General features: G+C 71.5%; 17 protein-coding genes. 12 read left to right on the top strand and 5 right to left on the bottom strand.

What is annotated here, in order from left to right; all coding sequences use genetic code 11:
- Positions 1-43: 43 nt before the first annotated feature.
- On the bottom strand, positions 44-3,730 hold the full coding sequence (locus IE066_RS13890; protein WP_189450978.1) for an indolepyruvate ferredoxin oxidoreductase family protein: 3,687 nt from the start codon (positions 3,728-3,730) through the stop codon (positions 44-46).
- Positions 3,731-3,977: 247 nt separating this feature from the next.
- Between IE066_RS13890 and IE066_RS13885 the strand changes: the two genes are divergently transcribed.
- The 3 genes from IE066_RS13885 to IE066_RS13875 all read left to right on the top strand — a co-directional run bounded on the left by IE066_RS13885 (position 3,978) and on the right by IE066_RS13875 (position 6,576).
- Entirely contained in the window at positions 3,978-4,613 is a 636-nt protein-coding gene (locus IE066_RS13885; RefSeq protein ID WP_189450977.1) for a tetratricopeptide repeat protein, read from the top strand.
- Between the two features lie 233 nt (positions 4,614-4,846).
- On the top strand, positions 4,847-5,764 hold the full coding sequence (locus IE066_RS13880; protein ID WP_189450975.1) for a diacylglycerol/lipid kinase family protein: 918 nt from the start codon (positions 4,847-4,849) through the stop codon (positions 5,762-5,764).
- The gene (locus tag IE066_RS13875) at positions 5,764-6,576 is read left to right on the top strand and encodes a metallophosphoesterase family protein (protein WP_189450973.1); all 813 of its coding nucleotides are present in this window, start codon (positions 5,764-5,766) and stop codon (positions 6,574-6,576) included. The genes IE066_RS13880 and IE066_RS13875 overlap by 1 nt, the downstream gene beginning before the upstream one ends.
- Before the next feature lies 1 nt (position 6,577).
- Here IE066_RS13875 and IE066_RS13870 read toward each other — a convergent pair whose 3' ends face one another.
- Positions 6,578-6,769, bottom strand: coding sequence for a hypothetical protein (locus IE066_RS13870; protein ID WP_189450970.1), 192 nt, complete (start codon positions 6,767-6,769; stop codon positions 6,578-6,580).
- Positions 6,770-6,877: 108 nt separating this feature from the next.
- Positions 6,878-8,365: an AAA family ATPase gene (locus IE066_RS13865; protein WP_189450968.1), complete on the bottom strand. Its 1,488-nt coding sequence runs from the start codon at positions 8,363-8,365 to the stop codon at positions 6,878-6,880.
- A 148-nt stretch (positions 8,366-8,513) separates the two neighbouring features.
- On the opposite strand from IE066_RS13865, the gene IE066_RS13860 reads away from it, so the two are divergent.
- From IE066_RS13860 to IE066_RS13850, 3 genes are read left to right on the top strand one after another with little or no spacing between them, the layout of a single operon-like run.
- Positions 8,514-8,990, top strand: coding sequence for a SixA phosphatase family protein (locus IE066_RS13860; RefSeq protein ID WP_189450966.1), 477 nt, complete (start codon positions 8,514-8,516; stop codon positions 8,988-8,990).
- Positions 8,981-9,532 (top strand): YceI family protein, encoded by a 552-nt coding sequence (locus IE066_RS13855; protein ID WP_189450964.1) that lies wholly within the window; start codon positions 8,981-8,983, stop codon positions 9,530-9,532. The genes IE066_RS13860 and IE066_RS13855 overlap by 10 nt, the downstream gene beginning before the upstream one ends.
- Positions 9,513-11,486, top strand: coding sequence for a phospholipase D family protein (locus tag IE066_RS13850; RefSeq protein ID WP_189450962.1), 1,974 nt, complete (start codon positions 9,513-9,515; stop codon positions 11,484-11,486). Before IE066_RS13855 ends, IE066_RS13850 begins: the two co-directional genes overlap by 20 nt.
- Positions 11,487-11,491: 5 nt before the next feature.
- On the opposite strand, the gene IE066_RS13845 is transcribed toward IE066_RS13850, so the two are convergent.
- Together IE066_RS13845 and IE066_RS13840 are read right to left on the bottom strand one after the other, a co-directional pair.
- Positions 11,492-11,803, bottom strand: a complete 312-nt coding sequence (locus IE066_RS13845; RefSeq protein WP_189450960.1) for a DUF3861 domain-containing protein — start codon at positions 11,801-11,803, stop codon at positions 11,492-11,494.
- Entirely contained in the window at positions 11,800-12,249 is a 450-nt protein-coding gene (locus IE066_RS13840) for a PadR family transcriptional regulator (protein ID WP_229790829.1), read from the bottom strand. The genes IE066_RS13845 and IE066_RS13840 overlap by 4 nt, the downstream gene beginning before the upstream one ends.
- A 473-nt stretch (positions 12,250-12,722) precedes the next feature.
- On the opposite strand from IE066_RS13840, the gene IE066_RS13835 reads away from it, so the two are divergent.
- The 6 genes from IE066_RS13835 to IE066_RS13810 all read left to right on the top strand — a co-directional run bounded on the left by IE066_RS13835 (position 12,723) and on the right by IE066_RS13810 (position 18,242).
- A complete protein-coding gene (locus tag IE066_RS13835) occupies positions 12,723-12,917 on the top strand; it encodes a hypothetical protein (protein ID WP_189450958.1) in 195 nt (64 codons plus the stop codon).
- Positions 12,918-13,194: 277 nt separating this feature from the next.
- Positions 13,195-13,638 carry a hotdog fold thioesterase gene (locus IE066_RS13830; protein ID WP_189450956.1) on the top strand — a complete coding sequence of 148 codons (444 nt, stop codon included), beginning with the start codon at positions 13,195-13,197 and terminating at the stop codon, positions 13,636-13,638.
- A 40-nt stretch (positions 13,639-13,678) separates the two neighbouring features.
- The gene (locus IE066_RS13825; RefSeq protein ID WP_189450954.1) at positions 13,679-14,479 is read left to right on the top strand and encodes a lysophospholipid acyltransferase family protein; all 801 of its coding nucleotides are present in this window, start codon (positions 13,679-13,681) and stop codon (positions 14,477-14,479) included.
- Positions 14,480-14,485: 6 nt separating this feature from the next.
- On the top strand, positions 14,486-15,475 hold the full coding sequence (locus IE066_RS13820) for a YheT family hydrolase (protein WP_189450952.1): 990 nt from the start codon (positions 14,486-14,488) through the stop codon (positions 15,473-15,475).
- 45 nt (positions 15,476-15,520) lie between these two features.
- On the top strand, positions 15,521-17,590 hold the full coding sequence (locus tag IE066_RS13815; RefSeq protein ID WP_189450950.1) for a tetratricopeptide repeat protein: 2,070 nt from the start codon (positions 15,521-15,523) through the stop codon (positions 17,588-17,590).
- A 25-nt stretch (positions 17,591-17,615) separates the two neighbouring features.
- A complete protein-coding gene (locus IE066_RS13810; protein ID WP_189450948.1) occupies positions 17,616-18,242 on the top strand; it encodes a YbhB/YbcL family Raf kinase inhibitor-like protein in 627 nt (208 codons plus the stop codon).
- Positions 18,243-18,278: the final 36 nt, after the last annotated feature.

Here is an 18,278-nt window from a genome sequence, read left to right as displayed (position 1 = left end):
CGAAGCCCCGCCGGAGCGGGGCTTCGTCGACGATGCGGTGGGCTCAGGCCACCCGCACCAGGCGCAGCGGGTTGTCCCATTCGCGCAGCAGCTCGGCCTCGCGTGCCTTGGCCTTCTCGAGGTGCGCTTCCTTGACGTGCCCGTAGCCGCGGATGTGTTCCGGGATCGAAGCGATCTGCGCGGCCAGATCCACGTTGCCGGCGTCGAGCTTTGCCAGCAGGCCTTCGACCGTGCGCACGTAGTCGGCGATCAGCTGGCGCTCCATGCGGCGCTCGTGCGTCTTGCCGAACACGTCGAACGCGGTGCCGCGCAGGCCGCGCATCCTCGCGAGCAGCTTGAACGCGGTGAACACCCACGGACCGTAGGCCTTCTTGACGCCGCGACCCTGCGCGTCCTTCTTCGACAGCATCGGCGGCGCGAGGTGGAAGCGCAGCTTGAAGTCGCCGTCGAACTGCTCGCGCACGCGACGCTCGAATTCGCCGCTGGTGTACAGGCGCGCGACTTCGTATTCGTCCTTGTAGGCCATCAGCTTGAACGCATAGCGCGCGACGGCTTCGGTCAGATCCGTGCTGCCCGGCGCCTTCGCTTCTTCGGCGGCGCGCACCTTCGCCACGAAGTCGGCATAGCGCTTCGCATACGTCGCGTTCTGGTACTCGGTGAGGAACTTCACGCGACGCGCGATCACCTCGTCCAGCGAGCGCGACAGGCGCGCGTCGTCGAGCGGCATCGCGATGACGTTGTCGTCGCCGTGCGACGGCACGTGGCGCAGGTCGTCGTGCACCGGCATCGCGCGCGGGATGCTCGGGCCGCCGGCCTCGTGGCCTTCCCACTGCGCGGGCGGCAGCATCGGCAGCGCATGCGGCGTGGCTTCGGCCTGCGTGCGGCGATTCGTCGTCAGGCCCGCGGCCTCGGCGACGGCGGCCGGATCGATCGCCGCGAAACGGCCCCATGCGAACGCGGTCTTGTTCATCTCGACCGCCGCGCCGTTGAGTTCGACCGCGCGCATCAGCGCGTCGAACGACACCGGCACCAGGCCCTGCTGCCAGGCATAGCCGAGCATGAAGAGGTTGGTCGCGATCGCGTCGCCGAGCAGCGCGGTGGCGAGCTGCGTGGCGTCGACCACGTGCGGTTCGCCGCCGTCGAGCGCACGGCGCACGGCGTCGACGATGTCGGCGGCCGGGAAGTCCATGTCCGGGCGCGTGGTGAACGTGCCGGGCATCGCCTCGTAGCTGTTGAGCACGACCTGCGTGCGGCCCGAGCGCACCTTCGACAGCGCCCAGTAGTCGTTGACCACGACCATGTCACAGCCGAGCACGAGGTCCGCTTCGCCCGCGGCGATGCGCACCGCATGGATGTCGGCGGGTTTGTTCGCGATGCGGATATGCGTGGTGACGGCGCCGCCCTTCTGCGCGAGGCCGGTCTGGTCGAGCACCGACGCGCCCTTGCCTTCGAGATGGCCGGCCATGCCGAGCAGCGCGCCGATGGTCACGACGCCGGTGCCGCCGACGCCGGTGATCAGGATGTTCCAGGGCTTGTCGAGCGCCGGCAGCTGCGGCATCGGCAGGTCGCTGAGGCGATCCTTCGCACTGGCCGAGCCCTTCTTCTTGCGCAGCGTGCCGCCTTCAACGGTCACGAAGCTCGGGCAGAAGCCCTCCACGCAGCTGAAGTCCTTGTTGCAGTTGCTCTGGTCGATCTCGCGCTTGCGGCCGAACTCGGTTTCCTTCGGCAGCACCGACACGCAGAACGACTTCTTGCCGCAGTCGCCGCAGCCTTCGCAGACCAGCGAGTTCACGACCACGCGCTTGGCCGGGTCGACCATCTTCCCGCGCTTGCGGCGGCGACGCTTCTCCGTCGCGCAGGTCTGGTCGTAGATCAGCACGGTCACGCCCGGGATCTCGCGCAGGCGCTTCTGGACGTTGTCGAGCTCGCGGCGGTCGAGGAATTCGACGCCCGCGGGGAAGATCGAGTGGTCGCTCCACTTCTCGATGTCGTCGGACAGCAGCACGATGGTCTGCACGCCTTCCGACCGCACCTGGTGCGCGATCTGCGGCACCGACAGCGTGCCGTCGACCGGCTGGCCGCCGGTCATCGCGACCGCGTCGTTGTAGAGGATCTTGTAGGTGATGTTGACGCCGGCGGCGATCGACTGGCGGATCGCCAGCGAACCCGAGTGGAAGTAGGTGCCGTCGCCGAGGTTCTGGAACACGTGCGGCGTGTCGGTGAACGCGGCCTGGCCCGCCCACGTCACGCCTTCGCCGCCCATGTGCGTGAACGTGTCGGTGTTCCGATCCATCCACGTGACCATGTAATGGCAGCCGATGCCCGCCATCGCGCGCGAGCCCTCCGGCACCACCGTCGAGGTGTTGTGCGGGCAGCCCGAGCAGTAGTGCGGCACGCGCGGGAACGCAGCGCGCGGCAGGGCGAGCTCGGACTCCTTCTGCTCCATCCACGCCAGCACGTCGCGGATGTGCGACGAGTCGTGGAAACGCTGTATGCGCTGCGCGATCACGCGCGCGATACGCGCCGGCGTGAGTTCCGACGTCGACGGCAGGATCCACTCGCCGCTCTCGTCGTACTTGCCGACCACGGACGGGCGCTCGGCCCAGTTGAACATCTGCTCCTTCATCTGGCTCTCGATGAAGGACAGCTTCTCCTCGACCACCAGCACGTCGCTCAGGCCGCGCGCGAACGCACGCAGGCCGACCGGCTCCAGCGGCCACGTCATGCCGACCTTGTAGACGCGGATGCCGAGATCCGTGCAGGCGCGCTCGTCGAGGCCGAGGTATTCCAGCGCCTGCAGCACGTCGAGATACGACTTGCCGGTGGTGATGATGCCCAGGCGCGCATCGGGCGAATCGATGACCACGCGATCGAGGCGGTTCGCGCGCGCGAACGCCTGCGCCGCCTTCACCGCGTACTGGTGCAGGCGCATTTCCTGCTCCAGCGGCGGATCGGGCCAGCGGATGTTCAGGCCGCCCACCGGCATCTCGAAGTCGTCGGGCGTGACGATGTTCAGCGCCAGCGGATTGGCGTCAACCGACGCCGACGACTCCACCGTCTCGGCGATGGTCTTGAAGCCGACCCAGCGGCCCGTGTAGCGGCTCATCGCCCAGCCCACGAGGCCCATGTCGAGGATGTCCTGCACGCCGGCCGGGTTCAGCACCGGCATCAGCGCACTGACGAATTCGTGCTCGGAGCCGTGCGGTAGGGTCGAAGAGCGACACGCATGGTCATCTGCTGCCAGCGCGAGCACGCCGCCGTGCTTCGCGGTGCCGGCGGCGTTGGCGTGCTTGAACACGTCGCCGCAGCGGTCGACGCCGGGGCCCTTGCCGTACCACATGCCGAACACGCCATCGACGGTCGCGCCCGGGAACAGGCCGGTCTGCTGGGTGCCCCAGACCATGGTCGCGCCGAGGTCCTCGTTGAGGCCCGGGGTGAACTTCACGCCGGCGCCTTCGAGGTGCTTCTTCGCGCGCCACAGCTCGAGGTCGAAGCCGCCCAGCGGCGAGCCGCGGTAGCCGGAAACGAAGCCGCCGGTGTTGAGGCCCGCAGCCTGGTCGCGCAGGCGCTGCATGAGCGGCAGGCGCACGAGGGCCTGCACGCCGGACAGATAGATGCGCCCGTCCACGCGGCTGTACTTGTGGTCGAGCGTGTAGTCGGGGTCGGCGATCGAACGCGTAAGGCCCGTGTCGGCCGAGGCGGGCGACGAGAGTTCGGCGGTGCTGGTCATGCAGGCGGCTCCGGCGCGGCCTGAGGGCCGCGGGGTCGTCGGGAAGGGAGGCCGTCCGGCAGGGCGCGGAAAAGCGCGATCGGCACCGGACGAGGGCGCGGATTCTAGCAGTGGCGCCCGTCCCACTCCGTGCGCGCACGTATGGTCGGACCGCCGTCGCGGACGCTGGCACCGCTCTTGCTTGAGAATCGCCGCGCGCGGCCCCGGGCCGCGCCGCTTCGTTCCGGAACAAGAAAGGCCGTCACCCGTGATCAAGACCCGTACCCTCCTGGCCGCGCTGCTGCTCGCGACCGCCGGCGCCGTGTCCGCGCAGTCCAACGACCTGCCGCGCCAGGTCGAGTTCTATTTCGATGCCGACGCGCTCTCGCAGCGCCCGGTGCTGGAGCTGAAAGACCGCAGCCAGACCGGCATCGACCGCCTGATGCGCGCGATCGAGCGCAATCCCGACAGCACGCTGGAGTCGGCGCAGTTGGCGCACTACGCGATGCAGTCGGGCCGCAACGACCTCGGCCGCGACCTCTACGCCCGTGCGCTGGCGCGCATGGACATCAACAACGGCCTGTGGCGCCCGGTGAAGTGGAACTACGGCTGGGACCTCTACCGCGCGGGCGACGCCGAGGGTGCGCTGCGCCAGTGGTCGGAGCTGGGCGGGCGCGGGATCAATTCGTCGTGGCTGCCGCAGACGCTGGCGATCGCGCTGTGGAAGCTCGACCGCCGCGACGAGGCCGTGCGCTGGTACGCCGCGGCGGTTCGCAGCGAGCCGACGCAGTGGTCGACGACGTCGCGCTTCGCCCAGCTGCTGCCGCAGTGGCGCGAGGACGAACGCGCGACGCTGGCCGAGGTGCAGGCCGCCTGGGCGGCGAACCCGCCGAGCTGGCCGTAAGCACCGCGCGGCGACATCGACCGATGCGGTGACCCCGCATCGGCGCCGCCATCGCGCGTTGCGAGCGGGGGGAGACCCCGGCTCACGGGCAGGCGTCACGCGAGCGCCGGTCCATGCGCTGGCCGGCGCGCCACGGTGTTCGCCGTCGCCGCATGGCCACCACCTGAATCACGCGCGGCACCGCACGGCCGCTGCACGGCTCCTGCACGACAGCGGCCGCAGCATGCGGGGCCATGAGCGTTCCAGCGTCCACCGCACCCGTGCCGGTGATCGTCAACACCGGCTCGCGCGCGGGGCAGGACCTGCGCGCCGAAGCGGTGCGCGAAGCCTTCGCCCGGCACGGCCTCGACGCCGAGGTGCACCGCGTTGCCGGCGACGGCATCGACGCGGCGGTGAAGCGCGTTCTCGACGCGGGCGCGCGCACGCTGGTGGCCGCCGGCGGCGACGGCACCATCAATGCCGTCGCCGCGCACGCGGTCGATCGCGAGGACGTGGTGCTCGGCGTGCTGCCGGTCGGCACGCTCAACCATTTCGCGCGCGACCTCGGCCTGCCCGACGACCTCGACGCTGCCGCGGGCCTGATCGCACGTGGACACGTGCGCACGGTGGACGTCGGCGACGTCAACGGACGCCTGTTCCTCAACAACGCCAGCCTGGGCCTGTACGCGCAGATGGTGGAAAAGCGCGAGCGCCTGCAGCACCACCAGCGCCTGGGCAAATGGCGCGCGATGCTGCGCGCGAGCCTGTCGGTTCTGCGCCACCCGCACACGTTCTCGGCGGTGCTGCACGTCGACGGCAAGGAGCTGCGCCGACGCACGCCGTTCGTGTTCGTCGGCAACAACGACTACATCGTGCAAGGCCCGCATGCGGGTGCACGCCACTCGCTGCAGGACGGCGAGCTCGCCGCCTACGTGCTGCGGCCCTACGGCGCCTGGGGCCTGATCGGCCTCGCGCTGCGCGCGCTCGTCGGGCGCCTGTCCGGCGGCCGCGACCTCGACGCCATCCACGCCACGTCGCTGCTGGTCGAGTCGCATCACGCGCGGACGCGGCTGGCGCGCGACGGAGAGGTCGATACCGTCGACACGCCGGTGCTGTTCCGCGTGCGGCCGGGCGCGCTGCGGGTGTATGCCGCGCCCGCGGAGACGGCCTGATGCGCACCGTCGTACACGTTTCCGACCTGCATTTCGGCCGCGTCGATCCCGCGCTGCTGGAACCGCTGCGCGAGGCGATCGTCGCCGCGAATCCGGACGTACTGGTGGTGTCCGGCGACCTCACGCAGCGCGCACGCCGCGCGCAGTTCGCCGAGGCGGCGGATTACCTGCGCACGCTGCCGGGCCCGCAGGTCGTGGTGCCCGGCAACCACGACGTGCCGCTGTACGACGTCGCGCGCCGCTTCCTGTCGCCGCTGCGGCGCTTCCGACGCTACGTCACCGGTGACGAGATGCCGAGCTACGTCGACGACGAGATCGCGGTGGTGGGCGTCAACACCGCGCGCTCGCTCACCTTCAAGGGCGGACGCATCAACGTGCGCCAGGTGCGCGCGATCGAGCGGCGCTTCCACGGCCTGCCGGAACACGTCACCCGCATCGTGGTCACCCACCATCCGTTCGACGTGCCCGAAGGCGGCAACGAAGCCGACCTGCTCGGCCGCGGGCCGATGGCGATGGCGGCGTTCGCGAAGGCCGAGGTGGACGTGTTCCTGTCCGGCCACCTGCATCGCAGCAACGTCGGCGGCACAGCCCATCGCTATCGCATCGAAGGCTTCAATGCCCTCGTCGTGCAGGCGGGCACCGCCACCTCCACGCGCGAGCGCGACGAGGAGAACGCGTTCAACGTGCTGCGCATCGGCGAATCACGGCTGGAGGTGCAGACCTGGCGCTGGGACGCGACGCGCGGCGCATTCGCGCAGGCCGCGGCCGCCGTCTATCGCTACGTCTCCGGTACCGGCTGGCAGCCGGACTGAGTCAGCCGAAGCGCGCGAACTCGACGTGGCCGGCGGCGTTCGCGACCAACGCGCACGTCGTACGCCCCGACCGCGCATGGAACTCGTGCGCCACGCTCTCGGCCGCACGCTCGGCCCAGTCGCGACTGTCGATCCATTCCCTGTGACCGTCCGGACGGCGCAGCACCCAACCGTCCTCGACGGGTTCGATCACGACGCGTTGCATGGCGCGGCCCGGCATTGAGGATGCCGCGCAGTCTGCGACGCGCGTCGCGGCCACGCCGTCGGCCATCGCGGGCGCGCGGCGTCGGATTTGTCCGACTCAGTCCGCCGGGACCGTGCGTCCCTGTGCCCAGGCGCGCAGCGCTTCCACGCGCTCGCCCATCACCACCGACAGCGGGCGGGTATTGCGCAGTTCGGCGCGCAGGGTGAAGTCCGACAGCGGCGCGCCGGCGGCGTGAGCGGCGTACAGGCCGGCGACGATCGCCTGTTCGATCTCCGCACCCGAGAAGCCCTCGCTCGCCGCTGCCAGCGCGGCAATGTCGAACATGGCCGGCTGCAGCCCGCGCTTGCCCATGTGCACGCGGAAGAGCTGCTCGCGCGTCGCCGCATCGGGCAGGTCGACGAAGAAGATCTCGTCGAAACGACCCTTGCGCAGCAGCTCGGGCGGCAACGCGTCGATCTGGTTGGCGGTGGCGACGAGGAACACGCGCGAGCGGCGCTCCGCCATCCAGGTGAGCAGGTAGCCGAGCACGCGGCGCGAGACGCCGCCGTCGCCGCCGCCCTCGTCGGTGGACACGCCTTTCTCGATCTCGTCGATCCACAGCACGCACGGCTCGAGCTGTTCGACCGACTCCAGCGCCATGCGCAGGTTCTTCTCGGTCTCGCCGTGGAACTTGTCGTAGAGCGTGCCGAAGTCCAGCCGCAGCAGCGGCACGCCGAAGCCCGCGGCGACGGCCTTGGCCAGCATCGACTTGCCGCAGCCCTGCACACCGAGCAGCAGCATGCCCTTGGGCGGGTCCAGTCCCGGCGGCGGCTCGGCGGCGAGGAACACCGGCTTGCGCTGCTCGATCCAGCGCTTGAGGCGGCGCGCGCCGGCGACGTCGTCCATCTGCGCGGCGTCGTACTCGTAATGCAGCTGGCCGGAGCGGTTGAGCAGGCCGAACTTGAGCTTGGCGAGTTCGGGCAGGTCGTCCGCGCCGAGCGCCCCGTCGCGGAAGATCAGGTGGCGCGCGATGCGGCGCACGTCGACCGGATCGAGCCCACGCAGGTTGCGAACGATCTGCTGCACGGCCTCGGCGTCCACGGTGACGCGCCTGCCGCCGTGCTCGCGCGCGTAGGCATCGGCTTCCTCGCGCACGATCTTCAGGCGCGCGTTCGCATCGGGCAGGCGCGGGAGGTAGCGCACGGCGAGCGATTCGATGTCCGCCGGCAGCTCGACCGCATGGCCGATCAGCACGATCACGTGCGGCTGGCAGTCGCGGCGCTGCACCAGGTCGCGCAGCATGCGCTGGCTGCCGGCGTAGCCGAGGTAGGGATGCATGTCGAACAGCAGGTAGATGCCGCGCTGCTCGGCGTCGCGCATCGCCTGGAAGGTGTTGGAGGCGTCCGGCGCGATGTGCGGCGGGTCCTCGCGGTCGAAGTCGAGCCGGCGCAGGCCTTCGGTGATCGACCAGCGGTACAGCTCGCGCCAGACGTGCATCAATGCCTGGCGGAACAGCTCGACCACGCGGGCCTCGTCGCGCGTCTCGATCACGATCAGCGGCGTGTTCGCGCGGATCAGGGCGACGAGGTCGTGCAGTTCACTCATGTAGGCCGTCCATGCCGCGCGTCCCCCGCCGGCGGAGGCCGAATCATACGTGCAGGCCGCGGCGGCGCGCCGGCGTGTAGTCTCGGTTCGGCATTCACCCCGTCCTGACCGCCGGCCCGCAAGCTGGCCTGCCCGGAGCCCGAACCCCATGCGCCAACTGATCCTGCTGCGACATGCCCATGCCGACGAACCGCGGTCCGGCCAGGCCGACATCGATCGACCGCTCTCGGTGGAAGGCCAGGCCGCGGCCGAAGCAGTGGGGCGCTGGCTGGTCGACAACGACCTCAAGCCCGACTGCGTGATCTGCTCGCCTGCCCAGCGCGCACGCGAGACCGCCGAAGGCGTGATGCGCGTCACCGGCTACATCGACATGTGCACCGAGGACGCGATCTACGAGGCCACGCCGGGCGTACTGATCGACGTCGCCGACCGCTACCGCGACATCGGCCGGGTGATGCTGGTCGGCCACAACCCGGGGCTCGAGCAGCTCGCCGCGCTGATGGAGAGCGGGCAGACCGGCGACTACCGCGGCATGCCGCCGGCGGGCGTGGTGGTACTCACGCTGCCGAAGACCGCCGCGCTGGAGCCGGGTGTCGCCTCGATCACCCAGTTCTGGTGGCCGTGACGGGACACGTCGCGGCCCTTGTCCTCGCGCTGCTCGCCTGCGGCGCCTGCCATGCCCAGGTCATCGATGTCGCCCGCTCGCGCATCGACTTCGACGTGCATACGCGCATCGGCTCGTCGGTGCGCGGGCGCTTCCCGGTGTTCGAGGGGCGCGTCGACACGCTGCCCGACGGGCACCGGCAGGTGCGCCTGCGGCTGTCGACGCGAGATCTCGAAGTCGGCGGGTCCACGCGCTACACGCGGCTCGCGCGCGGGCCGCAACTGTTCGACGCCGAGCGTCATCCCGTCATCGAGTTCGTCTCCGAGCCGTTCGCGCCGGAGCTGGTGCACCACGGCGGCACGCTCGCCGGACGGCTGCGCATGCGCGGCATCGAGCGCACCGAGCGCTTCGAGCTGCAGCCCGCCGCCTGCGAGCGTGCCGGCCACGACTGCCCGATCCTCGCCACCGGCCGTGTCAGCCGCGATGATTACGGCCTCGATGGCTGGCGCTGGGCGCTGGCCGACCGCGTCCGGTTCCTGCTGAATGTCCGTTTCGCCGACTGATCCGCCGTCCCTCGCGCTGCGCCTGGTGCTGGCGCTCGCGCTGTGCCTCCTCGCCGGCTGCGCGGGCCTGTCGCCGCAGCAGACGCAGGCGGTGGACGCGATCGTCGGCCAGGCGCGCCCCATCGACACCGATTGCGACCGCGCCGACGCCTGCGCGCGCGCGTCCGAGCTGCACGAACTCGCCGGCCGCGCCTTCGCCGAGTCCACGCCGGGCGAGCCGCGCCATTACACGCTGCTGCTCGACCGCGGCAGCGACGCGCTGCTCGCGCGCATCGACCTGATCCGCAGCGCCACCACCGCGATCGACCTGCAGACCTACATCTTCGACGAGGACGACGCCGGGCGCTTCGTGCTCGACGAGCTGATCGGCGCCGCGCGCCGCGGTGTGCGCGTGCGCCTGCTGATGGATCAGCTCTCCGCGCTCAAGCGCGTGGAGACGCTGGCCGCGCTCGCCGGCGTGCACGCCAATCTGCAGGTCCGCATCTACAACCCGGTGCTGGGGCGTGCGCGCATCACGTATCCCGGCTACGTGCTGGCCGGCGCCTGTTGCTGGCGCGCACTCAACCAGCGCATGCATACCAAGCTCCTGCTGATCGACGGCGCGATCGGCATCACCGGCGGCCGCAACTACCAGGACGACTATTACGACTGGGACGCCGAGTACAACTTCCGCGACCGCGACCTGATGGTCGCCGGCCCCGCCGCGCGCGACATGGGCGACAGCTTCGAGCGCTACTGGAACGACGCGCGCAGCGTGCCGGTCGAACACCTCAGCGACGTCGGCCGCCTGCTGCTGCGCGAAGGCGTGCCGGCGCTGCCTGCGGCCACGCCCGACCAGCCCGCGCGGCTGCGTTCGGCCAAGGCGGTGGCCGACGATCCGCAACTGGTGCGCGAGCGGCTCATCAGCCGCGTGCTGCCCGTCGGCCATGTCGACTACGTCGCCGATCCGCCCGGCAAGGACGTGCGCGACGGCCGGCTCTCGCCGTCGAGCAGCGCGCTGCGCGACTTGATCCTCGGTGCGCGCGAGCGGGTGATGCTGCAGACGCCGTACCTCGTGCTGTCGGAGCCGGCGCGCGCGGTGTTCCGCGAGCTGCGCCGCCGCGAATCGCCGCCGCGCGTGATCGTGTCGACCAACAGCCTCGCCTCCACCGATGCGTTCATCGCCTACGCGCTGTCCTACAAGTACAAGCGCCGCTACCTGCGCGACTACGGCTTCAACATCTACGAGATGAAGCCGTTTCCCGAGGACGCGCCGATCGACCTCGCCACCACCGGTGCGATCGGGCCCGACGGCCAGCCGCCGGCGCCGCGCCCGTCCAGGCGCGTGGAATGCGATCGCAACAGCGCGATCGACTGCGCGCAGGCGCGACAGCGCGCCCGCCAGGCGGCGCGTGCGGCAACGCGTCCGCTCGCGCGCGAATTCGCCGCGCTCGCCTTCGGCAGCCGTCGCAGCAATTCGCCGGTTCCGCTGCAGCGCGCCGGCCTGCGCATGGGCCTGCATGCGAAGTCGCTGGTCGTCGACGAAGCGGTGGGCGTGGTCGGCACGCACAATTTCGATCCGCGCGGCGATCGCTACAACACCGAGTCGATGGTGGTGATCCGCGATCCCGCGTTCGCGCGCGAGCTCGCGGCCAGCATCGACCGCGACATCGCGCCGGCAAACTCCTGGGTGATCGCGCCGCGCGACAAGCCGCCCGTGCTGTCCGGGCTCACGTATTCGGTCGGCAAGGCCTCCGAGCAGTTGCCGGTGTTCGACTTCTGGCCGCGTCGCTATGCGACCAGCTACGAGTTCCGGGCCTCGCCCGAGTGCCCGGCGCCGTTGCCGCCGGACGATCCGCGCTTTCGCGACTGCTACGAGCCGGTCGGCGATTTCCCTGAAGTCGCGCTGGGGCTCAAGAGCCTCCTGACGCGCATCTTCACCGCGTTCGGGGCGGGGCTGGCGCCGATTTTGTAAGCGCGTCAGGCGTCGTTCGCGGGGCGCGCGGCGTCCGGCGACTTGAGCTTCTTCATGAAATCGCGGAACGCGGGCATCAGCTCGTCGAAGAGCGGATGGCCGCGGTGCTCGAGCATGACCTCGCCGAACAGCTTCAGGCCGATGGCGAACGCGGCGGAGGTCCCTTCGTCGAACAGGCCGCGTGAGCGGATGCGTTCGGCGATGGCGAGGATCTCGTCGTGGTTGCCGGCCTCGAACACGAGGGGCGCCTGCGTGCCCGGCGCGCCGTTGGCGTCCGCGAGATGCTCGACAGTGATGCGGTAGCGGTGCTGCTTCATGCGATGTCCTCGGGCGGTGTGGCGTCGGCGATGCGCGTGGCGGCGTCGGCGAGGATCGCGGCCACGCGTGCGGTATCCCCGGTGGTCCATTCGTTGCGGTCGGCGAGCGCCTGCTTCAGCGCGCCCATGGCGGTACGGACCTCGTCGGGAACAGCGCGCCGGGCGGCGATGCGTGCACCGTGTTCGGCGCGGCTGCGCACCGCATCGACGCTCTCGCGGTTGGCCGCGAGGAAGTCGCGCCCCGCATCGGTGATCGCGTACAGCTTGCGGCTGCCATCGATGCGCTCGACAGCGACGTGGCCCAGGTCCTCCAGCAACGAGAGACCCGGATACACGACGCCGGGGCTGGGCGAGTACTCGCCATGGAAGAGCTCCTCGATCAGGCGGATCAGCTCGTAGCCGTGGCGCGGCTGCGGCTCGATCAGCGTGAGCAGGAGCAGCTTCATGTCGCCGTGGCCGAAGAGGCGCCGGCCGCGCCCGCCCGGACCGCCGTGGCCGCCGCGGCGTCCGCCATGCGGATGGTCGTGGCCGTGCTCGTGCGGGCCGCCGCGATGCGGGCCGGCCCAGTGGATTCCGCCGCACGGGCCGCAGGACGTCGGGATGTGGGCGCTATGGGGCGCGTCGTCGTAGTGGTGATACCGCGGCATGTTCAAGATATATCGCAATAGAGTGATTTAGATATATCGAATCAGAATGGCGGACGCAATACGCCGGCAACGGGAGCGGGCCACCGTCCATACATCGACATGAGCCGGCGACGCGGATACGCCGCACGGCAGTCGCGAACCCCTGCTGTGCCTACCGTTCGTCGGCCGGGCAACGTCTATCGGGGCCCCATGACTTCCGACCCATTGGCGCGTCCGAATCGGTGTTGTACTTTACCAACACACCGATTCACTAACCCACCGAGACAGCCGCCATGACCACCGACTTCGCCGCCACCGTCCGCACCCCGGCCCCCGTCAACGCCGCCGCCCGCGTCGTGCCCTTCGTCAACCCGTCCAACCGCTCCCGCGAGCGCGACTTCGGCGTCGGCTACGGCCGCAGCAGCGGTTACGCCGCCCCGCGTGGCTACACCAGCAACACCGGCGGTGCCCGTTTCCGCGTCGCCTGATCCACGCACCGCTTCCCGGGCTGCCGCGCAGTCCCGTCACCGCCGATGCAGACGTCCGTCGACGCCGTCGCCCGAAAGGGCCGACCGGATTCCGGCGTCGGGTTCGAGGATTCCCAGCGGGAATCGACGGCGGTGACGCGGGGCGCGGACCCGGGACCGCCGGCCGCGAAGGCCGGCGCGATCCGTCGGCGTCCGCTGCGTCATGCAGCATCGATGCGACGCTGCGGAACGGAGCGCGATCCCTGATCGGGCCCGCCGGGCAGGTAACCTTTCGCGGATGACCGACACGCCCGCTTCGCCCTTCCGCACCGCCACCACGATCGACCGGCTCAACGCGCTCTCGCGCGATACCGCGATCGTCGCGCTCGGCATCGAATTCACCGAGATCGGCCCCGACTTCCTGCGCGCGACCATGCCCGTCGACGCGCGCACCAGACAGCCCTACGGCCTGCTGCACGGCGGCGCCTCGGTGCTGCTGGCGGAGACGCTCGGCTCCACCGCCGGAAACCTCTGCGTGCCCGAGGACCGCATCTGCGTGGGCATCGAGATCAACGCCAACCACGTGCGCGGTGCGCGCGAGGGCGTGGTCACCGGCACCGCGCGTGCGCTGCACGTGGGCGCCGGCACGCACGTCTGGGAAATCCGCATCGAGGACGCACGCGGCAGGCTGGTGTGCATCTCGCGGCTCACGCTCGCGGTGGTCGCGCGCGCGGCGCGCTGATCGCTCCCGTCGCCACCACGCCTCCGGTACGCTTGCGCCGATGAACGCGCCCACTTCCCCCGCAGGCGCGGCCGCGCCGGGCGCCGCCTTGCTGCGCCTGCCGCGCTACCTGGTCCGCGTGCCGATGCTGCTCTGGCACGCGCTGGTGCACCTGCCGCTGACCCTGCTGCTGTTGCTGCCCTTCACCCGCGGCTGGCGCTGGGGCGACGAGCCGTTCCAGCACCGCGTCATCCGCGCCTGGCAGGCCGGCCTGATGCGCGTGTTCGGCTTCCGCCTGCGCCGCGAAGGCGTGCCGTTGCCGGGCGCGGTGATGTTCGTCGCCAACCACGTCGGCTGGGTCGACATCTCGATGCTGCACAGCCAGCGCATGATGGGTTTCGTGGCCAAGGACGAGATCTCGCGCTGGCCGCTGGTGGGCTGGCTCGCCGCGCGCGGGCAGACCATCTTCCACCGCCGCGGCAGCACCGAATCGCTCGGCGGCGTGCTCGGCGAGATGGTGCGCCGGCTGCAGCAGGGCGAGGCGGTCGGCGTGTTCCCCGAGGGCGGCACGCGCGGCGGCACCGAGATCGGCCCGTTCCACGCGCGCATCTTCACCGCGGCGGTCGGTGCCGGCGTGCCGGTGCAGCCGGTCGCATTGATCTACGGCGAGCACGGCGCGGCGCAGCAGGTCGTGGCCTTCGGCCGGCGCGAGAGTTTCGCCGCCAACTTCGTGCGCCTGCTCGGCGAGCCGGCGCGCACCGCGACCGTGCATTTCCTCGAGCCGATTCCCGCCGGCCGCGAAGAGGGCCGGCGCCGTATCGCCGAGCTCGCGCGCCGACGCATCGTCGACGCGATGGGCTGAGCGGCGATGCGCCCCGCCGACTTCGCGCCGCCGTGGTGGCTGCGCGATCCGAACCTCCAGACGATTCTTGGCTCCAGCCCGCTGCGCCGCCGCCTCGGCGAGCGGCGCCTGGCCGCACAGGGTTCGCACTGCACGGCGCACGTCATCGACGCGGGCGACGGCGTACGCCTGTCCGGCGTGCACGACGCGCCGGCCAACGGCGCGTCGAAAGGACTCGCGCTGCTGCTGCACGGCTGGGAAGGCAGCGTCGACTCGAACTACATGCGGCTCACCGCCGGCGAGCTGCTCGCGCGCGGCTGGTCGACGTTCCGGCTGAATTTCCGCGACCACGGCGACAGCCATCACCTCAACGAGCAGATCTTCCACTCCAACCGCATCGACGAAGTGGTGCGCGCGGCGGTGGAAGTCACGCGCCGGTTCCCGGCACCGCGGATGGTCGTCGCCGGCTATTCGCTGGGCGGCAACTTCGCGCTGCGCCTCGGCCTGCGCGCGCCCGCGGCCGGCCTGGCGCTCGAGCGCATCGCCGCGGTCTGCCCGGTACTCGACCCGGCGCGCACCATGCGCGCGATGGATCGCGGCCTCGGCCTGTACCGGCGCTATTTCGAGCACAAGTGGCGCGCCTCGCTGATGCGCAAGCGCGAGCTGTTTCCGCATCTCTTGCACCTCGACGACCGCACGCTGCGCCAGCGCCTGGCGCCGCTCACGCAGTGGCTGGTCGAGCGGCACACCGAATTCGGCACGCTGGAAAACTACTTCGCCGGCTACACACTGGCGGGCCAGCGCCTCGCCGCGTTGCAGGTGCCGGCCGAGATCCTTACCGCGGCCGACGATCCGGTCATCCCGGTCGAGGACTTCGAGCGCCTCGAACGCGCGCCGGGGACGCGGCTGACCATCACCCGCCACGGCGGGCACTGCGGCTTCCTGCTCGATGCGCGCCTCGACGGCTGGGGCGAGCGTTGGGTCGCGCGCGTGCTGGACGCGCCGGAGCCCGCGTAGCGCCCCTACAATCGGGGATTCGCTTCGGCTCCTACCGGAAATCCCATGTACGACACCGTCCTCGACGCGCTCCGCCGGGGCGCCGCCGACGAGGCGCTGCCCGCCGCCCAGACCCTGGTCGACAGCCAGCCCGACGACATCCGTGCGTTGCGCCTGCTGGCCGCCGCGCAGCGCCTGGCCGGCGATACCGACGCGGCGCTGGCCACGCTCGACGGTGCGCTCGAACGCGCGCCCGAGGACGCCGACCTGCACCTCGAACGCGCCGGCCTGCTGCTGCAGGCGCGCGACCTCGACCGCGCCGAAGGCGCCCTCGCGCGCTCGATCGGCCTCGATCCGAACCAGTTCCCGGCCTACATCATCCAGGCCCAGCTGGCGCTGGCCCGCGGCGAGCTCGACGAGGCCGAGCGCCTGGTGCGCACCGCCGCGCGCATCGCGCCGGAGCACCCGCACGTCGGCGCCGTCGAGGGCATGCTGGCGTTGCGCCGCGGCCGCCCCGACCACGCGCTGGAGCTGCTGTCCAAGGCCAGCACCTTCGCGCCCGACGAGCCGCTGCTGCGCAACGCGCTGGGCTTCGCCTACCTCGCCAAGGGCCATCTCGCGTTCGCCGAGCAGGCCTTCCGCGGGGTGCTGCAGACCACCCCGGGCAACCTCTCGCTGCGCGCGCTGGTGGCCGACATCGTCCGCCAGCAGGGCCGACCCGACCAGGCCGCCGACGAGCTGATCCCGCACCTCGACGACCCGGCCGCCGGCCCCGCGCTGCATCGCCTCGCCGGCGAGTTCGAGCTGCTCGCAGGTCGCGTCGACAGCGCCGTGCCGCGCCTGAAGCACGCGCTCGCGATGATGCCGGGCGACCGCCGCGCGATCTCCGCGCTGCTCGCCGCCTGGCAGCAGCGCGACGACCGCGACGACGCGCGCAGCACGCTCGACGCCGCGCTCGCCACGCATCCGCAGGTCAACGACCTGTGGCTCGCGCGCCTCGGTGTTGAAACCTTCGCCGGCGACGAGGCCCGCGCGGTCATCGACCGCTGGCTGGTCGCCATGCCCGACCACGTGCCGGCGCTGGTCGCCCGCCTCACCGCGCTGGACGCGGCGGGCGAGGGCGAGGCCGCCGAGGCCGTCGCGCAGCGCATCGTCGAGCTGCAGCCCGGCCACACCATGGCCGAGATGCGCCTGGTCAACGGGCTGATGGAGCGTGAGCCGCAGGCCGCGGTGACGCGCCTGCGCTCGATCCTCGAGCGCGTGCAGGACCCGGGCATCGCGATCGCGCTGCGCCAGCTGCTGGGCTTCGCGCTGGACCGCGCCGATCGCACCGAAGAGGCCGTGTCGACCTGGCTCTCGCTGCATGCCGAGGTCGCCTCGCAGCGCCTGCCGCCGCCGCCCGCCAGCGGCTTCAAGGGCCCGTGGCCGGAACTCGCGCCGCGGCCCGAGGGCGCGCCGATCACCGTGCTGCTGTGGGGCGCGCCGGGCTCGCTGGTCGAGCGCCTCGCGCGCACGCTGGAAGTCGGCGGCGGCCCGCTGCTGCAGGACCGCATCGGCCCCGAGACGCCGGCCGACCCGTTCCAGCGCCCCGACACGCCGCAGGCGCTGGTCGACGGCAGCCTCGACGGTGCCTACATGGTCGGCCAGTGGCGCGCCGCGCTCGCCGGCCGCGGCGCGCACCCGCAGGTGGTGTTCGACTGGCTGCCGTTCTGGGACAACGCCTATGCGCTGGCCCTGCGCCCGCACCTGCCGGAGGCCGGCCTGCTGATCGCCCTGCGCGATCCGCGCGACATGCTGCTGGACTGGATCGCGTTCGGCAGCCCGATGCCGCTACGCCTCGAGGACACCGTCGAAGCCGCGCGTTGGCTGGCCACGCAGCTCGAGCAGGTCGCCGACATCGAGGCCGGCGAGGTGATCCCGTTCCGCAGCATCCGCATGGACGACATCGCGCAGGACCCGCGCGCCATCGCCCAGGCGCTGGCCGACGCGCTCGCGCTGCAGGTGCCGATCGCGCCGCCGCAGGCCTACGGCCCGGTGCGCCTGCCGGCCGGCCACTGGCGCCGCTTCGACGGCGTGCTCGGCGAGGCCTTCGCGGTGCTCGGCCCGGTCGCCGAGCGGCTCGGTTACACCGCCTGATCCGACGTCCAACCCGGAGATCGCCATGCGCCTTTCCAGCGACAGCTTCCAGAACCGCCAGCGCCTGCCGGAGGAATTCGCCGCCGGCGTGCGCACGGAGGACGGCGCGGGCTTCGGCCCGAACCGCAACCCGCACCTGCGCTGGGACGACGTGCCCGCGGGCACGAAGTCCTTCGCACTGCTGGTGATCGACCCGGACGTGCCGACGGTGCCGGAGATGGTCGGCAAGCCCGGCGTCGAGATCCCGGTCGACCAGCCGCGCTGCGACTTCACCCACTGGGCGATGGTCGACATCCCGGCCGACGTGCGGGAGATCGCCGCCGGCAGCGCCAGCGACGGCGTGGTGCCGCACGGCAAGCAGCAGCCGGCCGGCCCGGCCGGGAGCCGCCAGGGCCTCAATGCCTATACCGGCTGGTTCGCCGGCGAGGCATCGATGCGCGGCGACTGGTACGGCTACGACGGCCCGTTCCCGCCGCCGAACGACCTCCGCCTGCACCGCTACTTCTTCCGCCTGTTCGCGCTCGATGTCGAGCGCCTCGACGTGCCCGACCGCTTCACCTCCGACGACGTGTTCCGCGCCATGCACGGCCACGTGCTGGCCGAGGCCGCGATCCACGCCACGTATTCGTTGAATCCCGCCGTGAAGGACTGATCCGCGCGGCCGATGACGTACCCGGGCGCCCAGCCC

The sequence above is a fragment of the Cognatilysobacter xinjiangensis genome, assembly GCF_014651995.1.
Lineage (GTDB): Bacteria > Pseudomonadota > Gammaproteobacteria > Xanthomonadales > Xanthomonadaceae > Cognatilysobacter > Cognatilysobacter xinjiangensis.
This window is presented reverse-complemented; position numbering and strand designations above follow the sequence as displayed.

What these genes read in the sequence shown, in the direction of transcription:
- IE066_RS13890 (WP_189450978.1), bottom strand. Translation starts at nt 3,730, where the DNA reads ATGACCAGCACCGCCGAACTCTCGTCGCCCGCCTCGGCCGACACGGGC.
- IE066_RS13880 (WP_189450975.1), top strand. Translation starts at nt 4,847, where the DNA reads ATGAGCGTTCCAGCGTCCACCGCACCCGTGCCGGTGATCGTCAACACC.
- IE066_RS13875 (WP_189450973.1), top strand. Translation starts at nt 5,764, where the DNA reads ATGCGCACCGTCGTACACGTTTCCGACCTGCATTTCGGCCGCGTCGAT.
- IE066_RS13865 (WP_189450968.1), bottom strand. Translation starts at nt 8,365, where the DNA reads ATGAGTGAACTGCACGACCTCGTCGCCCTGATCCGCGCGAACACGCCG.
- IE066_RS13860 (WP_189450966.1), top strand. Translation starts at nt 8,514, where the DNA reads ATGCGCCAACTGATCCTGCTGCGACATGCCCATGCCGACGAACCGCGG.
- IE066_RS13850 (WP_189450962.1), top strand. Translation starts at nt 9,513, where the DNA reads ATGTCCGTTTCGCCGACTGATCCGCCGTCCCTCGCGCTGCGCCTGGTG.
- IE066_RS13845 (WP_189450960.1), bottom strand. Translation starts at nt 11,803, where the DNA reads ATGAAGCAGCACCGCTACCGCATCACTGTCGAGCATCTCGCGGACGCC.
- IE066_RS13840 (WP_229790829.1), bottom strand. Translation starts at nt 12,249, where the DNA reads ATGAAGCTGCTCCTGCTCACGCTGATCGAGCCGCAGCCGCGCCACGGC.
- IE066_RS13835 (WP_189450958.1), top strand. Translation starts at nt 12,723, where the DNA reads ATGACCACCGACTTCGCCGCCACCGTCCGCACCCCGGCCCCCGTCAAC.
- IE066_RS13830 (WP_189450956.1), top strand. Translation starts at nt 13,195, where the DNA reads ATGACCGACACGCCCGCTTCGCCCTTCCGCACCGCCACCACGATCGAC.
- IE066_RS13825 (WP_189450954.1), top strand. Translation starts at nt 13,679, where the DNA reads ATGAACGCGCCCACTTCCCCCGCAGGCGCGGCCGCGCCGGGCGCCGCC.
- IE066_RS13820 (WP_189450952.1), top strand. Translation starts at nt 14,486, where the DNA reads ATGCGCCCCGCCGACTTCGCGCCGCCGTGGTGGCTGCGCGATCCGAAC.
- IE066_RS13815 (WP_189450950.1), top strand. Translation starts at nt 15,521, where the DNA reads ATGTACGACACCGTCCTCGACGCGCTCCGCCGGGGCGCCGCCGACGAG.
- IE066_RS13810 (WP_189450948.1), top strand. Translation starts at nt 17,616, where the DNA reads ATGCGCCTTTCCAGCGACAGCTTCCAGAACCGCCAGCGCCTGCCGGAG.